This window comes from Comamonas sp. Tr-654 (assembly GCF_011752915.1).
Taxonomy (GTDB): Bacteria; Pseudomonadota; Gammaproteobacteria; order Burkholderiales; family Burkholderiaceae_C; genus Comamonas.
In genome coordinates, this window is the sequence record NZ_VWWQ01000006.1 from 231,625 (window position 1) to 244,315 (window position 12,691).

Here is a 12,691-nt window from a genome sequence, read left to right on the forward strand (position 1 = left end):
TCTCTTGATAGTTTCACCTCCTTCATGGACAGCTGCTTCAGGCAGATTCAAGACATGAAAAAGGCCAGCGATCGCTGGCCTCGTTGCTTTCTGCAGAACCTAGTCTACTGCTCGAACTTTACCTTGAGAAACTGCAGCAACTGCTTGCCGGCCAGGCTGCGTGCGGTTTCATCGCGTCCGGCGATATAGCCCACCTTGACGCAGTCTCCCAGCGCCTTGCCACTTTGCACCCGGATTCTGTAGCGTGTCTGGCGATCAGTCTGAGCCCCGGCGGGAATCAGAGGCTGGCCGTTGAAGACGGGAAAGTCCTTGTCGTTGAACTCGATGGTGCAGCCAGCCAGGTAGGGACGGTTCGTCATCTCGCGCGGCTTGTCGCTTTCCCAGTCATGGCCGGCCCTGGCATAGACCACGGTGCTGACTTCGGAGCCGGCCTCACGCAGGACTTTTTCCTGCTGCGCACAGGCCACCAGATCATTCGATGCATCCTCCCCCGCTCTGAAACTGAGCAAGGGCGAACCTGTGGTCTTGCGTGACTGCAGCAGCGCGTAGCAAGGCCCGTAGAAGTCCACATGCAAGGCAAAGGGCTGGATGTAAGGTGCCAGCTTGTCGCGGATGCGCGCATCCAGACTCATGCGCGCCGCGATTCCGCCCTTGGAAAACCCCATCACCCCGATACGCCAGCCATCGATGGCCGGGTGTTTGTTCAGGGCCTTGAGTGCGGCATAGGCATCGGCCACGGCGTCGAACTCGGAGGTACCCATGATCTTGAGCGCGTAAGGCATGTCTTCGCTGATGCCGCGCGGCTTGAAGTTATCCACCAGCAGCGCAGCAATGCCGTTGTCGGCCAGCATCTGTGCCATTTCGCTCTCGCGCCCTGGAATCGCCCCCGCACCGCCCGGCAGGACCACCATGGCTGGCACCTGCCTCTTCTCGCTGGCCCCCTTGGGCAAGAACAGCTTGCCCATGCCCATGGTTGGCTCGGCCCTGGCCGGCTGACTGAGCAGCACATCGAGGTCATACGGGCTGCTGGACCTGAAGCGGATATCGCCCTGTGTATCACCGCGCAGCTCGGTAGGAGCCATCAAGGGAGCCACTTTGGGCAAAGGAGGCAAGGCATCCAGCAGATACTGCCCCGATGCAGCACCGCTCATCAATCCCAGCACCATGACGCTCAAGGGGGCGATCCATTTTCCGGTCGTTATTTGCATGTAGTCAGACCTCTTTCAAACACAAAAGCCCGGAGAGCCGGGCTTTTGTGGTGCGGGCTCGTTGCTGTGCTTCAGAACGAGTACTTGGCAGTAACCGACAGCTGATCGCGGTCAGCCAGAGGGCGCGCGCGCAGGGAGTCGGCGGAAGGATTTCCCAGGTAGTTGATGTAGGCCACGTTGATCGAGAAATTGCTCTTGCGTACAAACGTCGCGCCAATGCTCAACCGGCTGTCGCTCTGGCCGCCGCCGAAGGTCCCGACCAGGGAGCGGCCGCGCAGTTGCGACTGGTAGCTGATGGGAATGCTCAGATCCCAGCCTTCGAAGATGCCGGGATAGCCCAGCGTCAGGGTCGCGCCAGCCACCAGGGAGTTGCGGGTCTTGAAGCTCAGGTTGTCGGTGGAGCTGCCATCGGCCACGCTGATCACGCGAGAGCCGGAGACTTCGGCGGCCAGGGACATGTCGTCCGCGATACCGGTGCGGCCGATATTGAAGATACCGCCGACGTTGCCCTGCACCACATCGCCACGCACCGCCACTCCGTTGCCGTTGAGCACGGGCGTCCCCTTGCGGTAGCTGGCTTCACCAAAGGCCGAGAACTTGCCGAAGGTCGTGCTGACCGTGGTTCCCAGCATCTTGATGTCGTCGAAGTAGCGAACCTGGTAGCCAGTCGGTATCGCGCCGTTCATGTTCACGACCAGCGAGGGAGTGCGGTCGTTGTAGTTCAGGTAGTACAGGCCGACTTCCGTCTCGTCGGTCACGCGATAGCGACCGCCGATGCCCCACTGGCCCGAGCTGCTGGGTCGGATGTCATTGCCGCGCCGCAGACCGCGGCAGGTCGCGCCGTTGTAGACACCCAGGCAGGAGGCACCAGGACCCAGGGCATTGCTGGTGCTGGTGTACATGCCGGGAGCAGGCAGCAGCGTCTCATGAAAACCGAACTGGTAGTGACCCAGCAGCGAGAGCTTGGGGCTGACTTCCAGGGAGGCCGAGATCTGGTCTTCAGGCAGCAGGATTTCCTTGACTTCGGCGCCGGGCGAGGCGGCCTTTGCCGCATCGCTGGGGCCCTGGGCCGCAGCGATATTGGCGAAATACATGGACTCGCCCCAGTTCACCACCTGCTTGCCCAGGCGCACCGTGGCACGGGTCTCGCCCATATTGAAGCTGGTGTAGGCATAGGTATCGAGAAGACGCGAATAGCCGCCGCCATAGCGCTTGGCAGCAGAGTTGAACTGGTCCACGGGACCCGCCGTGCTGATCGGTCCCTTGTTGTCGTTGCGCTGATGGTAGACGTCGTCATAGAAGGTGCTGGCGTTCAGCACAAAACCGCTGTCGCCTTTTGACAGCTTGCTTTCCCAGACGGCGCCCAGGCGGTTGGCCGTCAGCGCCCCCTTCTTGAAGTTGTTGTTGCCGTCCGTGTTCAGCACCGGCGACGGGTTATCCAGACGAACACCCAGGCCATAGCTCACGTTCAGACGCCAGTCGAACTTCAGACCATCGCCCAGCTCGACCGTCTCCCCCGCTTGAACCGCTCCAGCTCCCAGGAACAGCAGCGCCGCCACTGCGATGGGAGTGAGTTTCTTCATATTGTTTTTCATAGTGAGTCGCTCGTTGATAAAACTTAGTTGCCCGCGTTGCGAGCGGCTTCTGGCGTGAACATGGCGGGCACGAGATCACCCTTGTTCAGGACGGGACCCTGGGCGCGTTCCTGAAAAAGGTTGTAGCCCATGTACCCGCCGGAATTCAGGTCGTGATAGAAGGACGTGCCTGCATGCCAGGCCTTGATGTCGAAGGAGTAGTAGTAGTTGATGAAGGCGTGCTGCCACAGCTGGCCGCGCGCGTCATACATGTCCGCAGCCACGGCCTGGCCTGTGTCCTCGTCGACGAACAGCACACGCTTGCCGTAGACATGCCGGAAGCCATCCTTCAGCGTGCCTTCAACAGCCCAGACACGGCGCAGCTCATAGCGCATGAAATCAGGATTGGCATGACCGGGCTTGAGCAGGTCGGCGTACTTCACCGTGGGCTGGTGGATCTTGTAGTTGTTGGCGGGGATGTACATCTCCTTCTTACCCAGCAACTTCCAGCTGTAGCGCTCGGGCGAGCCGTTGAAGAGACGGTCCGAGTCGATGGTCATCTTGCCGCCGGTTCCGGCCATGGGCTGGTCGAAGCCATACTCGGGCACCTGGCGCACGCGGCGTGTCCCGGGGTCGTAGCTCCAGGCCAGGCGCTTGTCCTTGGCGAAGTTGACGGGCTCCACGGAGTGGGTCACGCCGCCCTTCTCGCGCTCGGGAGCCAGCGTTCTGGTGCGCGTATAGGCCATTACACCTTCGACCGGCTTGCCCAGCATCTCCGGCTTGTTGACCATGTCCAGATTCAGGTTCTGCATGCGGCCGAAGCTCATGCTGCCGTCCGACAGCACGTTTGCCATGTCGCGCGTGATGGACTCGGTGTAGGCACGCGTGGGCAGCAGGTTGTTCCAGATCACTTCCTGCCCGGTCTTGGGAATCGGGAAGTTGATCGCACCGAAGCTGCCCTTGATGCCCATGCCGTTGTCGACGACCTCGGACTCCAGTGCATTCTTCTTCAGCACGGCGCAGACCTCATCCGTATAGCGGAAGTCACGATGCCCCTTGTAGACCGGAATCTGCATGGTCTTGGGGTACTTCTGGAACATGGCTTTCTGGCCGGCGCTGAGCTTGTCGCCATACTTGTCCATGTTCTCCGCCGTGATTACGAACAGAGGCTTTTCATCGGCATAGATATCCACGGGATGCTTGCCGCTGGATTGAACATGGGCCACGCCGGTGGGCGCGCCAGCCCATTTGCCAGTGAACTCGGGAATCGTGCCTTCCTTGTTGCTGGCCTTGATGGCTCCCACGCAAGTCAATTCCTTGCCCAGTTGCTCTGCTTCGCTCGCCGGCACCTTCGCCCATGCCGACGATGCAACCATCAGGCCAACTGCCACTGCGAGCGGAGTCCTGGCTGTCACAAACTTCATCTCTGTCTCCTAGGTTCTAGAACTTATTTTTGGTGGGTGCTACAAACGAAGTACATCGCCTCGCGCAGTCCCAGTGGTTTTGCCGTTTGCAGGCAGTTGCATACTGCGTCAGCAGGTCTGTTCAACCATCGTCTGAGTTGACTACTGACAGACCCTAGAGACCTAGTCCACATGGGTAACTCAAGGCGCTTTACCCAATGAAAAAGCCTGCTGGTGCGCGAGGCAGCAGCAGGCTTTGGAGAGCAGATCGGGAAAGTCCTAGAACCGCCCCGATTCGGGGATCAACTCAGCAGATGGGCGCATTCCTTTCGAATCGATGCCTTGAGCATCTTGCCGGCAGGATTGCGCGGCAAAGGCTCGGCACGCACGACGATGCGGCTGGGCACCTTGTAGCTCGCCAGCCGCTGAGCCACGAACTCGCGAAGAAGCTCGGGAGTGACCTGACTCCACGATTTCCCGACCACCACGGCCACGACCTGCTCGCCGGTGACCTCGTGCGGCATGGAGAACACGGCAGCCTCCTCCAGCGACTCATGCTGCAGCAGGCAGGCCTCGACCTCGGCCGCGGCAATCTTTTCACCGCTGCGGTTGATCACGTCCTTGATGCGGTCGACGATGGTCAGGAAGCCCTCATCGTTCAGAAAGCCTATATCTCCGGTGTGGAACCAGCCCCCCTGCATGGCCTTGGCGGTGGCCTCCTCGTCGCCGCAATAGCGCTCCATCAGGGTCACGCCCCGCAGCCAGATCTCGCCGCTCTGCCCCACGGGCAGGGCTGCGCCATCCAGGTCGGCAATGCGCACCTCGATGATGGGCGACAGCACCCCCGAGCTACGCGGATGCTCCTCGAACATGCGCCCCGAGCTGCCTGCGCAGACGCCGTTGGACTCGGTCAGTCCAAATCCTATGCCGGACATACGCCCCTTGAACTTGGTCAGCACCTCATCGATCAAACGCGGGTGCAGTCCCGCCCCGCCAAAGCCCACGCCGGAGAGATTGCCCGAGCTTTGCGGCTGCTCGAATCCGGGCAGACCGATCAGCTGCTGCACCATGCTGGGTGCACCATTGAACTGCGTGACTTTCTCCTTGCGGATCAGCTCGGCAGCCTTCTCGGGCTCCCAGCGGTGCACAAAGATCAGGCGGCGGCCATGGCGCAGGCTGACCAGCAGCTGGGCATGCAGGCCGCTGACGTGGAACAGAGGTACGGCCGACAAGGTGGTCGGCTGCAGCTGCCGCGCCATGATGGTGGCAATCGCGTCGGGTGATGTCATGGCCGCCACTGCACCGATGAAGTCGATATTGAAGATGCCCTGGCACACGGCGCGGTGCGTGGACTCCACCCCCTTGGCACGGCTCGTGGCACCCGATGTGAACAGGATCAGCGCAGCTTCATCGGCACTAAGTTGGGGCGACGCAAACCCATCATGGCCTCCTGCGGTCAGCGCCTGCCAGCTGATATCGCCAGCCTCGCCATCCACAACCACCGTCTTGATGGCGGTCTGCACAATGGCCTGGCTGATGCGAGCGTGGCGGTCGGCATCGCAGATCAGCATCACCGGGCTGGTGTCTTCCAGATTGGCCAGCAGCTCGCTGCTCAGACCAAAGCTGTTCAGAGGCACCGGAACGGCGCCAAGCAAGGCTGTGGCGGCAAAGGCCACCGCCCACTCGGGGCGGTTGCGCATGGCGATGGCCACCCGGTCGCCGGCCTTGAGGCCCTGCTGCTTTTGCAAACGGCTGGCCAGTGCGTCGGCTGCGGCAAAGAAGCGGTCGAAGGTCCAGCGATCATCGCCGTAGACCATGAACTCGGCCGCACCGTGGACCCGGCCCGCGTCGATCAGTTGGGCCAGATTCTGAAACGCATTGCGATAGACGGCCACGCTGCGCGCATCGGGCAGCGTGATCTGCTGCACTTCAAAAGGTGCGCCCGCCGCCGTCAGCTGAGCGCGAACGCTGCGGATCTTTTCACCTATGGAAACCAAGGCATCGCTCATCTCAGAAACCTTTCAGTTGTGCAAAGCGGTTGCGGTGATAGCTGCCGTCGCCCAGCAAGCGCTGCAAGACGCGTGCCCGCTTGAAGAACAGACCGATGTCCAGCTCGTCCGTCACCCCGATGCCGCCATGCAGCTGGATGGACTCGTTGCAGAGCTTCTCGCAGAGGTCGGATGCCCTGGCCTTGGCCATGCTGACCAGCTCGGGCACCTTGTCTTCGCGACCGGAGTCAATGGCTTCGAGGGCCGCCAGCACGCAGCTCTCCAGCAGCTCGAGCTCCACATACAGGCGTGCCGCCCGGTGCTGCAATGCCTGGAACGAGCCGATCTGCACATCGAACTGAACGCGCTCCTTCAGATAGCTTGTCGTGCGCTCGAACACTTCACGCAGCAGGCCCAGAGACTCTGCGGCAAGGCAGGCTCTGGCCCGGTCCAGCACTTCCTCCAGCGCCTGAGCCGCCGGCCTGGCCACCAACGCCATATCGGCGCTCAGAGCCACCTTGTCAAACCGCACGCGCGCCATATTGCGGCTGTCTATCATGCTCATGGGGTTGACGCTGACACCCTGGGCATCGGCAGGCACCAGCCACAGGCCGGGAGCTCCTTCGCCCGAGGCGGCCAGCACCACAAAGCCATTGGCACCCACGCCATCGAGCACAAAGGCCTTTTCACCGCTCAGGCTCCAGCCTGTCCCGGTCTGCTCGGCCACCACACCCGATACATCGGCCTGATGCCGGCCGGCTTTTCCCTCCAGGGCCAGCGCCAGCCTGGCCTGACCACTGGCGAGCAGGGGCAGCCACTGCGCCTGCTGGGCTGCAGAGCCCGCGCGAATCAGCAGCTCCGGTGCCAGCACGGCCTGGCTCAGCAACGGCTGGGCCGACAGGTTGCGGCCAATCGCTTCGAACACGGCGCCCATGCCCAGATAGCCTGCAGCCAGCCCCTCATGCGACTCGGGCAGTACCGCCACGGGCCAGCCCATCTCCACCATCTGCTGCCACAGCGACGTATCAAAGCCCTGTTCCACCTTTGCATCGCGCAGGCGACGCTGCTGGGCCACAGGCGCTTCCTGCGCGAGAAAGGCTGCCGCACTGTCCTTGAGCAGCTCCTGCTCTTGCGACAAAAGCATGGTCATATTCTTGTCTCCATTTCAATTCGTTATCCGCCGCCCGCAGCGGGGCGCCAAGCCGCATCGCGGCCCACGGGTCAAGGCAGTTCCAGCACCCGCTTGGCAATGATGTTGAGCTGCACCTCCGAGCTGCCGCCGGCAATCGTGTAGCTCTTGGAGCGCAGCCAGGCACGGCCTACCTCGATCTCGTCGGCCGTGAAATCATCGTCGGCGTCCCAGCCCAGGCCGCGCAGTCCCAGTGCCTGCTGCAGCAGCTCGTACTTGGCAACCTCCTGCTCGGTCTGCACCAGCTTCATGATGCTGGAGGGGCCGGACACATCCTGGCGCGCCAGCGCCTTTTCGGTCACCCGGCGATGGGTAAGGGCGAAAGACTGTGCATCCATGAGCAGTCCGGCCAGCTTGTCGCGCAGCGCGCCATCGCGGACCAGCCCCTGCTCATCCACCATATAGGGCAATGCGGTCCTGATCGCATCGTGCGAGGGCGCGCCGCCTTCCGTGAACTTGGACATGGCGGCACGCTCGTGCTGCAGCAGTTTCTTGGCCAGCGACCAGCCTTCGCCTTCCCGGCCCACCAGCTGGCGCACAGGCACCCGCACATCGTCAAAGAAGACCTGGCAGAAACTGGACTTGCCACTGATCAGCTCTATGGGCTTGACCGTGACGCCCGGGCTCTTCATGTCGATCAGCAAGAAGCTGATGCCGTCCTGCTTCTTGCCTTCGCTGCTGGTGCGCACCAGCGCGTACATCCAGTCACCCTTGTCTCCGTCCGAGGTCCAGATCTTGCCCCCGTTGACGATATAGGCCTCGCCCTGTTCGTCCGACACGCGCTTGGCCGAGGTCTTGAGGCTGGCCAGATCCGAGCCGGCATTGGGCTCCGAAAAGCCCTGACACCAGCGCTGCTCGCCGCGCATCATGGGCAGCAGATGCTCGAGCTTTTGCTCGTGCGTCCCCACTTCCACCAGGACCGGTCCCAGCATCCACACGCCCAGGTTGTACTGGGGCTGGCGGCAACCGAGACGGGCCATCTCCGTGTCCAGGATGCGGGCTTGCTTGGGAGAGAGGCCGCCACCGCCGTACTCACGCGGCCAGGACGGAGCAAACCAGCCGCGGTCGCGCATGCGCTCGAACCACAGCTTCTGATCCTCGTTCATGAACTGCAGCCTGGAGCTGCCCCAGACCATCTCCTCAGAGACAATGGGCCGGCGCATGCTTGCAGGACAGTTCTCCTCCAGCCACTGCGCCACGTCTTGTTTGAATGTTTCCAGTTCCGTCATGGCTTCCTCACCTCGGCCAACGAGAAATATGCAATCTTGCCTTCACCCGTGGTGCGCAACAGCACTCCATCCTGGTGAAGCAGGTTCAAATGGGCTATCGTTTCCCCTAGGGCCATCAGGCGATCCACGGGGCTGCGCAGCCGGGGAAAGAGCACCGGCACCAGTTCGGCTGCCGTTGCGCGCCCCACCTGTCCCAGATGCCTGGTCAGCAGCGCAAACTGCTCGGCATGGTGCTCATGCACCTGCACCAGGCGCTCGTGCAGGCCGTAGAACACGCCCTGATGCGATGGCAGCACCAGGGTGTCCGCCGGCAGCTCGCGCAGTCGATGCAGCGAATCGATCCAGAGCTTGAGCGGGTTGCCCTCCGGCTCGATGGGGCTGACCATCACGTTCGAGGTGATGCGCGGCAGCACCTGATCACCGGCCAGCAAAATGCCCTCGTCCTCGCAATACAGACAGGCATGCTCGGGCGAGTGCCCCTCGCCCAGCACAATGCGCCACTGGCGATCCCCGATCTGCAGCAGCTCGCCCGGATGAATGCGCTGGTAATGGCTAGGCTGCCTGGGCATGAACGGGTCATTGCGCATGGCAGTCAGCATGCTGTCCAGCTCCCCGTTGCTCACCCCTGCACGCGCATAGAACTCGCGATGTGCCTCGGGCAGCGGATCGGGCGGCGGCCCCATCAGCGAGCGCAGCATCATGAACTCGCCATAGGTCATGAGCAGCGGCACGCCAAAACGCTGCTGCAACCACCATGCCGCCCCCGCATGGTCATAGTGACAGTGGGTGCAGATCACGCGGGTCAGCGGCTGTCCGGCCAGCTTCTGCGCAAAGATCTTCTCCCACAACTCGAAGGTGGCAGGGATTCCCAGCCCCGTGTCCACCAGCGCCCAGCCGTCGCCGTCCCTGAGCAGATAGACATTGATGTGATCCAGAGCCATGGGCATGGGCATGCGCAGCCACAGCAGACCTGGCACGATCTCCACGTGGCTGCCATCGGCTGCCGGCGGCTCGAAGGGGTAGCGCAGCACCTCTGCGGGCTTGGCCCGTACGCGCTCCTGCGCGACGGCGCTAGCCACGCAGAGCCTCTTCAAGTGCTGCGGCAGTCAGCGGCACATAGGTCTGCAGCTTGTCATTGCGCACAAACAGCGGATCGACACCGGGTACGCCGTCATAGCCCTGCTTCTGCAGATCCACCTTGCGCAGCTTGTAATTGCCGGTCATGTCCGGCGTATCCATCAGGCGCACGAACAGCGGTGCTGCATAGCGTGGCAGGCGGGAGATAGCCAGCTCCCAGAAAGCTCCGGGGTCGAACCCGGCCCCCTCATGCATCACCAGGGCAGCCATTCCTGCACGACCGCCATGGCCGGCAACCTGCACGCCATAGACGGTTATCGCATCCAGGCCCTTGAAGTCCCCCAGCGCATCGCCGACCTCCATGGTCGAGACGTTCTCGCTCTTCCAGCGGAAGGTATCGCCGATGCGGTCCACAAACCAGCAATATCCGTCTTCGTCGCAACGCAGCAGATCGCCCGAGGTCCACCAGACATCGCCCTGCTGGAAGACATTGCGCAGCAGCTTCTTTTCAGAAGCTTCTTCGCTGGTATAGCCTTCGAAGCGCCCGGCGACCACGCCCGGATACTGAATGACCATGCCTATGGCTTCGCCCGGTTCGTTCACACCGGCAAGCTGCAGAAATCCGTTCTCGTCGCGGATGTAATCACCTTTTTCCTGGTCGTAGCGGACCAGGCGAAGATTGGTTTTCTCCCAGAAGGGCACGCGGCCGCAGGAGCCGATCCGATTGTCCAGATTGATGGTGTTGGTGTTGGACTCCGTCCCGCCCCAGCCCTCGTAAATCTGGAACACGGCGCCGAAGCGCGCGGTCCATTGCTGCCAGATCTCGGGCGTCAGACCGGTTCCGGCCATCTTGCGCAAGCTGTGCTCACGGTCCTTGTCGGTCGCAGGCACGCTGAGCAGAAAGCGGCAGATCTCCCCCACATACTGGCAAAAGCTGACGCCATGCGTGCGGATATCGCGCCAGAACTCGCTGCGGCTGAACTTGCGGCGCACCACAATGCGCGCGCCCGCAGCCATGGCGGTTGCGGTCAGCGACATGGAAGCCGCTCCATGGTAGAGCGGCAAAAAGCAGTAAAAGCAGTCGTCCCGGGTGATTTCCCAGAGCAGTTGCATGGAGTCCCCCGCCATCAGCCAGCGTGCATGGCTGATGACCGCGGCCTTCGGAAGGCCGGTGGTCCCTGAGGTGAATATGTACTGCGCAGTATCGCCGGCCAGCACGCCCTCGCGCCATGCAAGCGGCACGGGGGAGTCGTCCTGGCTCGCGGCCAGCGCCTGCAGATCCGGCCCGAACTGCGACAGGACTTCCGCTTCCGCGGGCCTTTCCTCATCCGGCCAGTGCCAGTAGCTCAGTGCTGTGTTCAGACCTTCTGTCTGCGCAAAACGCTCCGCGCATTCCTCGCCCACAATCACATGGGCGGCCCTGGTCACCTCCAGTGCGTGCGTCAGCGGCTTGCCCGTGACATGGGTGTTGATGAAGGCCACCACAGCCCCCAGCTTGGCCACGCCGAACCAGGCAAAGAAAAAGGCGGGGCGGTTCTCGATGGCCATGGCCACCACATCGCCTTTTCTCACTCCCTGCCCGTGCAGCGCACGAGCCACCTGATCGGCGCGCTGATTGAACTGCGCGTAGGTGTAGCGCACATCGCCTTCGGTCAGAAAGATACGCTCGCCGAAATCTCGCGCACAGTCCTCCAGGCGATCGGCCATGGTGTAGGGCGTATCGGCCATGTACTTGGCCGCAATGGGCGCGCGACGATCCAGCTTGAGCTGGGTCTGCTCGCGCGACACCACAGTCGTGTCGCTCATCACATGTCTCCTTGTTTTTTGTCTTCGATCAGCGCTGAGGACGCGGCATGCCGAGGCCGAACTGGGCAATCAGCTCGCGTTGGATCTCGTTCGTGCCGCCACCGAAAGTGTTGATGGTGGAGGCGCGCAACTCGTACTCCAGCTCGCCCATCAGATAGGAGGCAGCCGAGCCGCCGCGCACCAGCACACTGCTGCCCACGATGTCCATCAATCGATGCAGCACCTCGACCACGCCTTCCGAGCCATAGACCTTAGTGGCGGATGCCAGGCTCACATCCATGGCTCCTGCTTCCAGGCTGGCCGCGATGCGGAAATTGGTCAGCCGCATGGCCTCCAGGCGGGCATAGCACTCGGCCAGGCTGCGCCTGACCCAGGCCTGATCGACCGCGCGACGCCCCTGCTCGTCCCTGGCCTTGGCCCACTGCAGCACCTTGGCGAAGGGGCCGAACACCTTGTCCGACCAGGCCCCCAGACCCAGGCGCTCGTGGTTGAGCTGGGCCGTGATCAGTTTCCAGCCGCCATTGAGCTCACCGATCAGACGCGCTGCGGGCACTTCAACATTGTCGAAATACGTGGCCGCCGTGTAATTGCCCACGGTCTGAATCAGCGTGTGCGAGAAGCCCTTGTCCCGGGTATCGACCACCATGATGGAAATACCTTTGTGACGGGCGAGCTCCTGATCGGTGCGAGCGGCCAGCCACACGTAGTCGGCCGACTCGATGCCTGAAGTCCACAGCTTCTGGCCGTTGACCACGAAACGCCCGGTCTGCAGATCGCCCTGCAGCTGCGCCTGCGTCTTGAGCATGGCGAGGTCGGAGCCCGCACCGGGCTCGGAGTAGCCAATGGCGAAGATGATGTCGCCGCTGGCCATGCCCGGCAGAAACTCCTGCTTCTGCGCCTCGGTGCCATGCTCCATCAGCGCGGGGCCGACGGTGCTGATGGTGACGAATGGCAGCGGAGCCCCAGCGATGTTCGCCTCCTCAAAGAAGATCAGCTGCTCGGTGGCCGACAGGCCCTGGCCGCCGAACTCCTTGGGCCAGCCTATGGCCAGCCAGCCGTCGCGCCCCATCTTGCGGATCAGTTCGCGGTACTCGTCGCCGCCCTCGGCACCGCGCATGCGGGCCTTGAGCTCGGGCGTCATCAGCGCCTGAAAGTAGTCACGGCACTTCAGGCGCAGCGCATGCTGCTCGGGAGTCAGGTCGATGAACATGAATGTC

Annotated in this window: 9 protein-coding genes; all 9 read right to left on the bottom strand. The window is 62.6% G+C overall.

Going from position 1 to position 12,691, the window contains the following annotated elements:
* Positions 1 to 104 precede the first annotated feature (104 nt).
* The 9 genes from F3J24_RS19130 to F3J24_RS19170 all read right to left on the bottom strand — a co-directional run bounded on the left by F3J24_RS19130 (position 105) and on the right by F3J24_RS19170 (position 12,684).
* Positions 105 to 1,208 (bottom strand): dienelactone hydrolase family protein, encoded by a 1,104-nt coding sequence (locus F3J24_RS19130; protein ID WP_240154387.1) that lies wholly within the window; start codon positions 1,206 to 1,208, stop codon positions 105 to 107.
* Positions 1,209 to 1,279: 71 nt separating this feature from the next.
* Positions 1,280 to 2,791 carry a DUF1302 domain-containing protein gene (locus F3J24_RS19135; RefSeq protein WP_240154388.1) on the bottom strand — a complete coding sequence of 504 codons (1,512 nt, stop codon included), beginning with the start codon at positions 2,789 to 2,791 and terminating at the stop codon, positions 1,280 to 1,282.
* A gap of 35 nt (positions 2,792 to 2,826) precedes the next feature.
* Positions 2,827 to 4,206 (bottom strand): DUF1329 domain-containing protein, encoded by a 1,380-nt coding sequence (locus F3J24_RS19140; RefSeq protein WP_167009707.1) that lies wholly within the window; start codon positions 4,204 to 4,206, stop codon positions 2,827 to 2,829.
* Between the two features lie 281 nt (positions 4,207 to 4,487).
* The gene (locus F3J24_RS19145; protein ID WP_167009709.1) at positions 4,488 to 6,194 is read right to left on the bottom strand and encodes a class I adenylate-forming enzyme family protein; all 1,707 of its coding nucleotides are present in this window, start codon (positions 6,192 to 6,194) and stop codon (positions 4,488 to 4,490) included.
* 1 nt (position 6,195) lies between these two features.
* A complete protein-coding gene (locus F3J24_RS19150) occupies positions 6,196 to 7,317 on the bottom strand; it encodes an acyl-CoA dehydrogenase family protein (RefSeq protein WP_240154389.1) in 1,122 nt (373 codons plus the stop codon).
* A 77-nt stretch (positions 7,318 to 7,394) separates the two neighbouring features.
* Positions 7,395 to 8,591 (bottom strand): acyl-CoA dehydrogenase family protein, encoded by a 1,197-nt coding sequence (locus F3J24_RS19155; protein WP_167009713.1) that lies wholly within the window; start codon positions 8,589 to 8,591, stop codon positions 7,395 to 7,397.
* Complete coding sequence (locus F3J24_RS19160; protein WP_167009715.1) at positions 8,588 to 9,670, bottom strand: MBL fold metallo-hydrolase; 1,083 nt, start codon at positions 9,668 to 9,670, stop codon at positions 8,588 to 8,590. The genes F3J24_RS19155 and F3J24_RS19160 overlap by 4 nt, the downstream gene beginning before the upstream one ends.
* Entirely contained in the window at positions 9,663 to 11,477 is a 1,815-nt protein-coding gene (locus F3J24_RS19165) for a long-chain-acyl-CoA synthetase (RefSeq protein ID WP_370527748.1), read from the bottom strand. The genes F3J24_RS19160 and F3J24_RS19165 overlap by 8 nt, the downstream gene beginning before the upstream one ends.
* A 25-nt stretch (positions 11,478 to 11,502) precedes the next feature.
* Complete coding sequence (locus F3J24_RS19170; RefSeq protein WP_167009719.1) at positions 11,503 to 12,684, bottom strand: acyl-CoA dehydrogenase family protein; 1,182 nt, start codon at positions 12,682 to 12,684, stop codon at positions 11,503 to 11,505.
* Positions 12,685 to 12,691: the final 7 nt, after the last annotated feature.

Bases quoted from the DNA above. Each gene is read 5' to 3' on its own strand.
- F3J24_RS19150 (WP_240154389.1), bottom strand. From the start codon at position 7,317: ATGCTTTTGTCGCAAGAGCAGGAGCTGCTCAAGGACAGTGCGGCAGCC.
- F3J24_RS19140 (WP_167009707.1), bottom strand. From the start codon at position 4,206: ATGAAGTTTGTGACAGCCAGGACTCCGCTCGCAGTGGCAGTTGGCCTG.
- F3J24_RS19145 (WP_167009709.1), bottom strand. From the start codon at position 6,194: ATGAGCGATGCCTTGGTTTCCATAGGTGAAAAGATCCGCAGCGTTCGC.
- F3J24_RS19155 (WP_167009713.1), bottom strand. From the start codon at position 8,591: ATGACGGAACTGGAAACATTCAAACAAGACGTGGCGCAGTGGCTGGAG.
- F3J24_RS19130 (WP_240154387.1), bottom strand. From the start codon at position 1,208: ATGCAAATAACGACCGGAAAATGGATCGCCCCCTTGAGCGTCATGGTG.
- F3J24_RS19135 (WP_240154388.1), bottom strand. From the start codon at position 2,791: ATGAAGAAACTCACTCCCATCGCAGTGGCGGCGCTGCTGTTCCTGGGA.
- F3J24_RS19170 (WP_167009719.1), bottom strand. From the start codon at position 12,684: ATGTTCATCGACCTGACTCCCGAGCAGCATGCGCTGCGCCTGAAGTGC.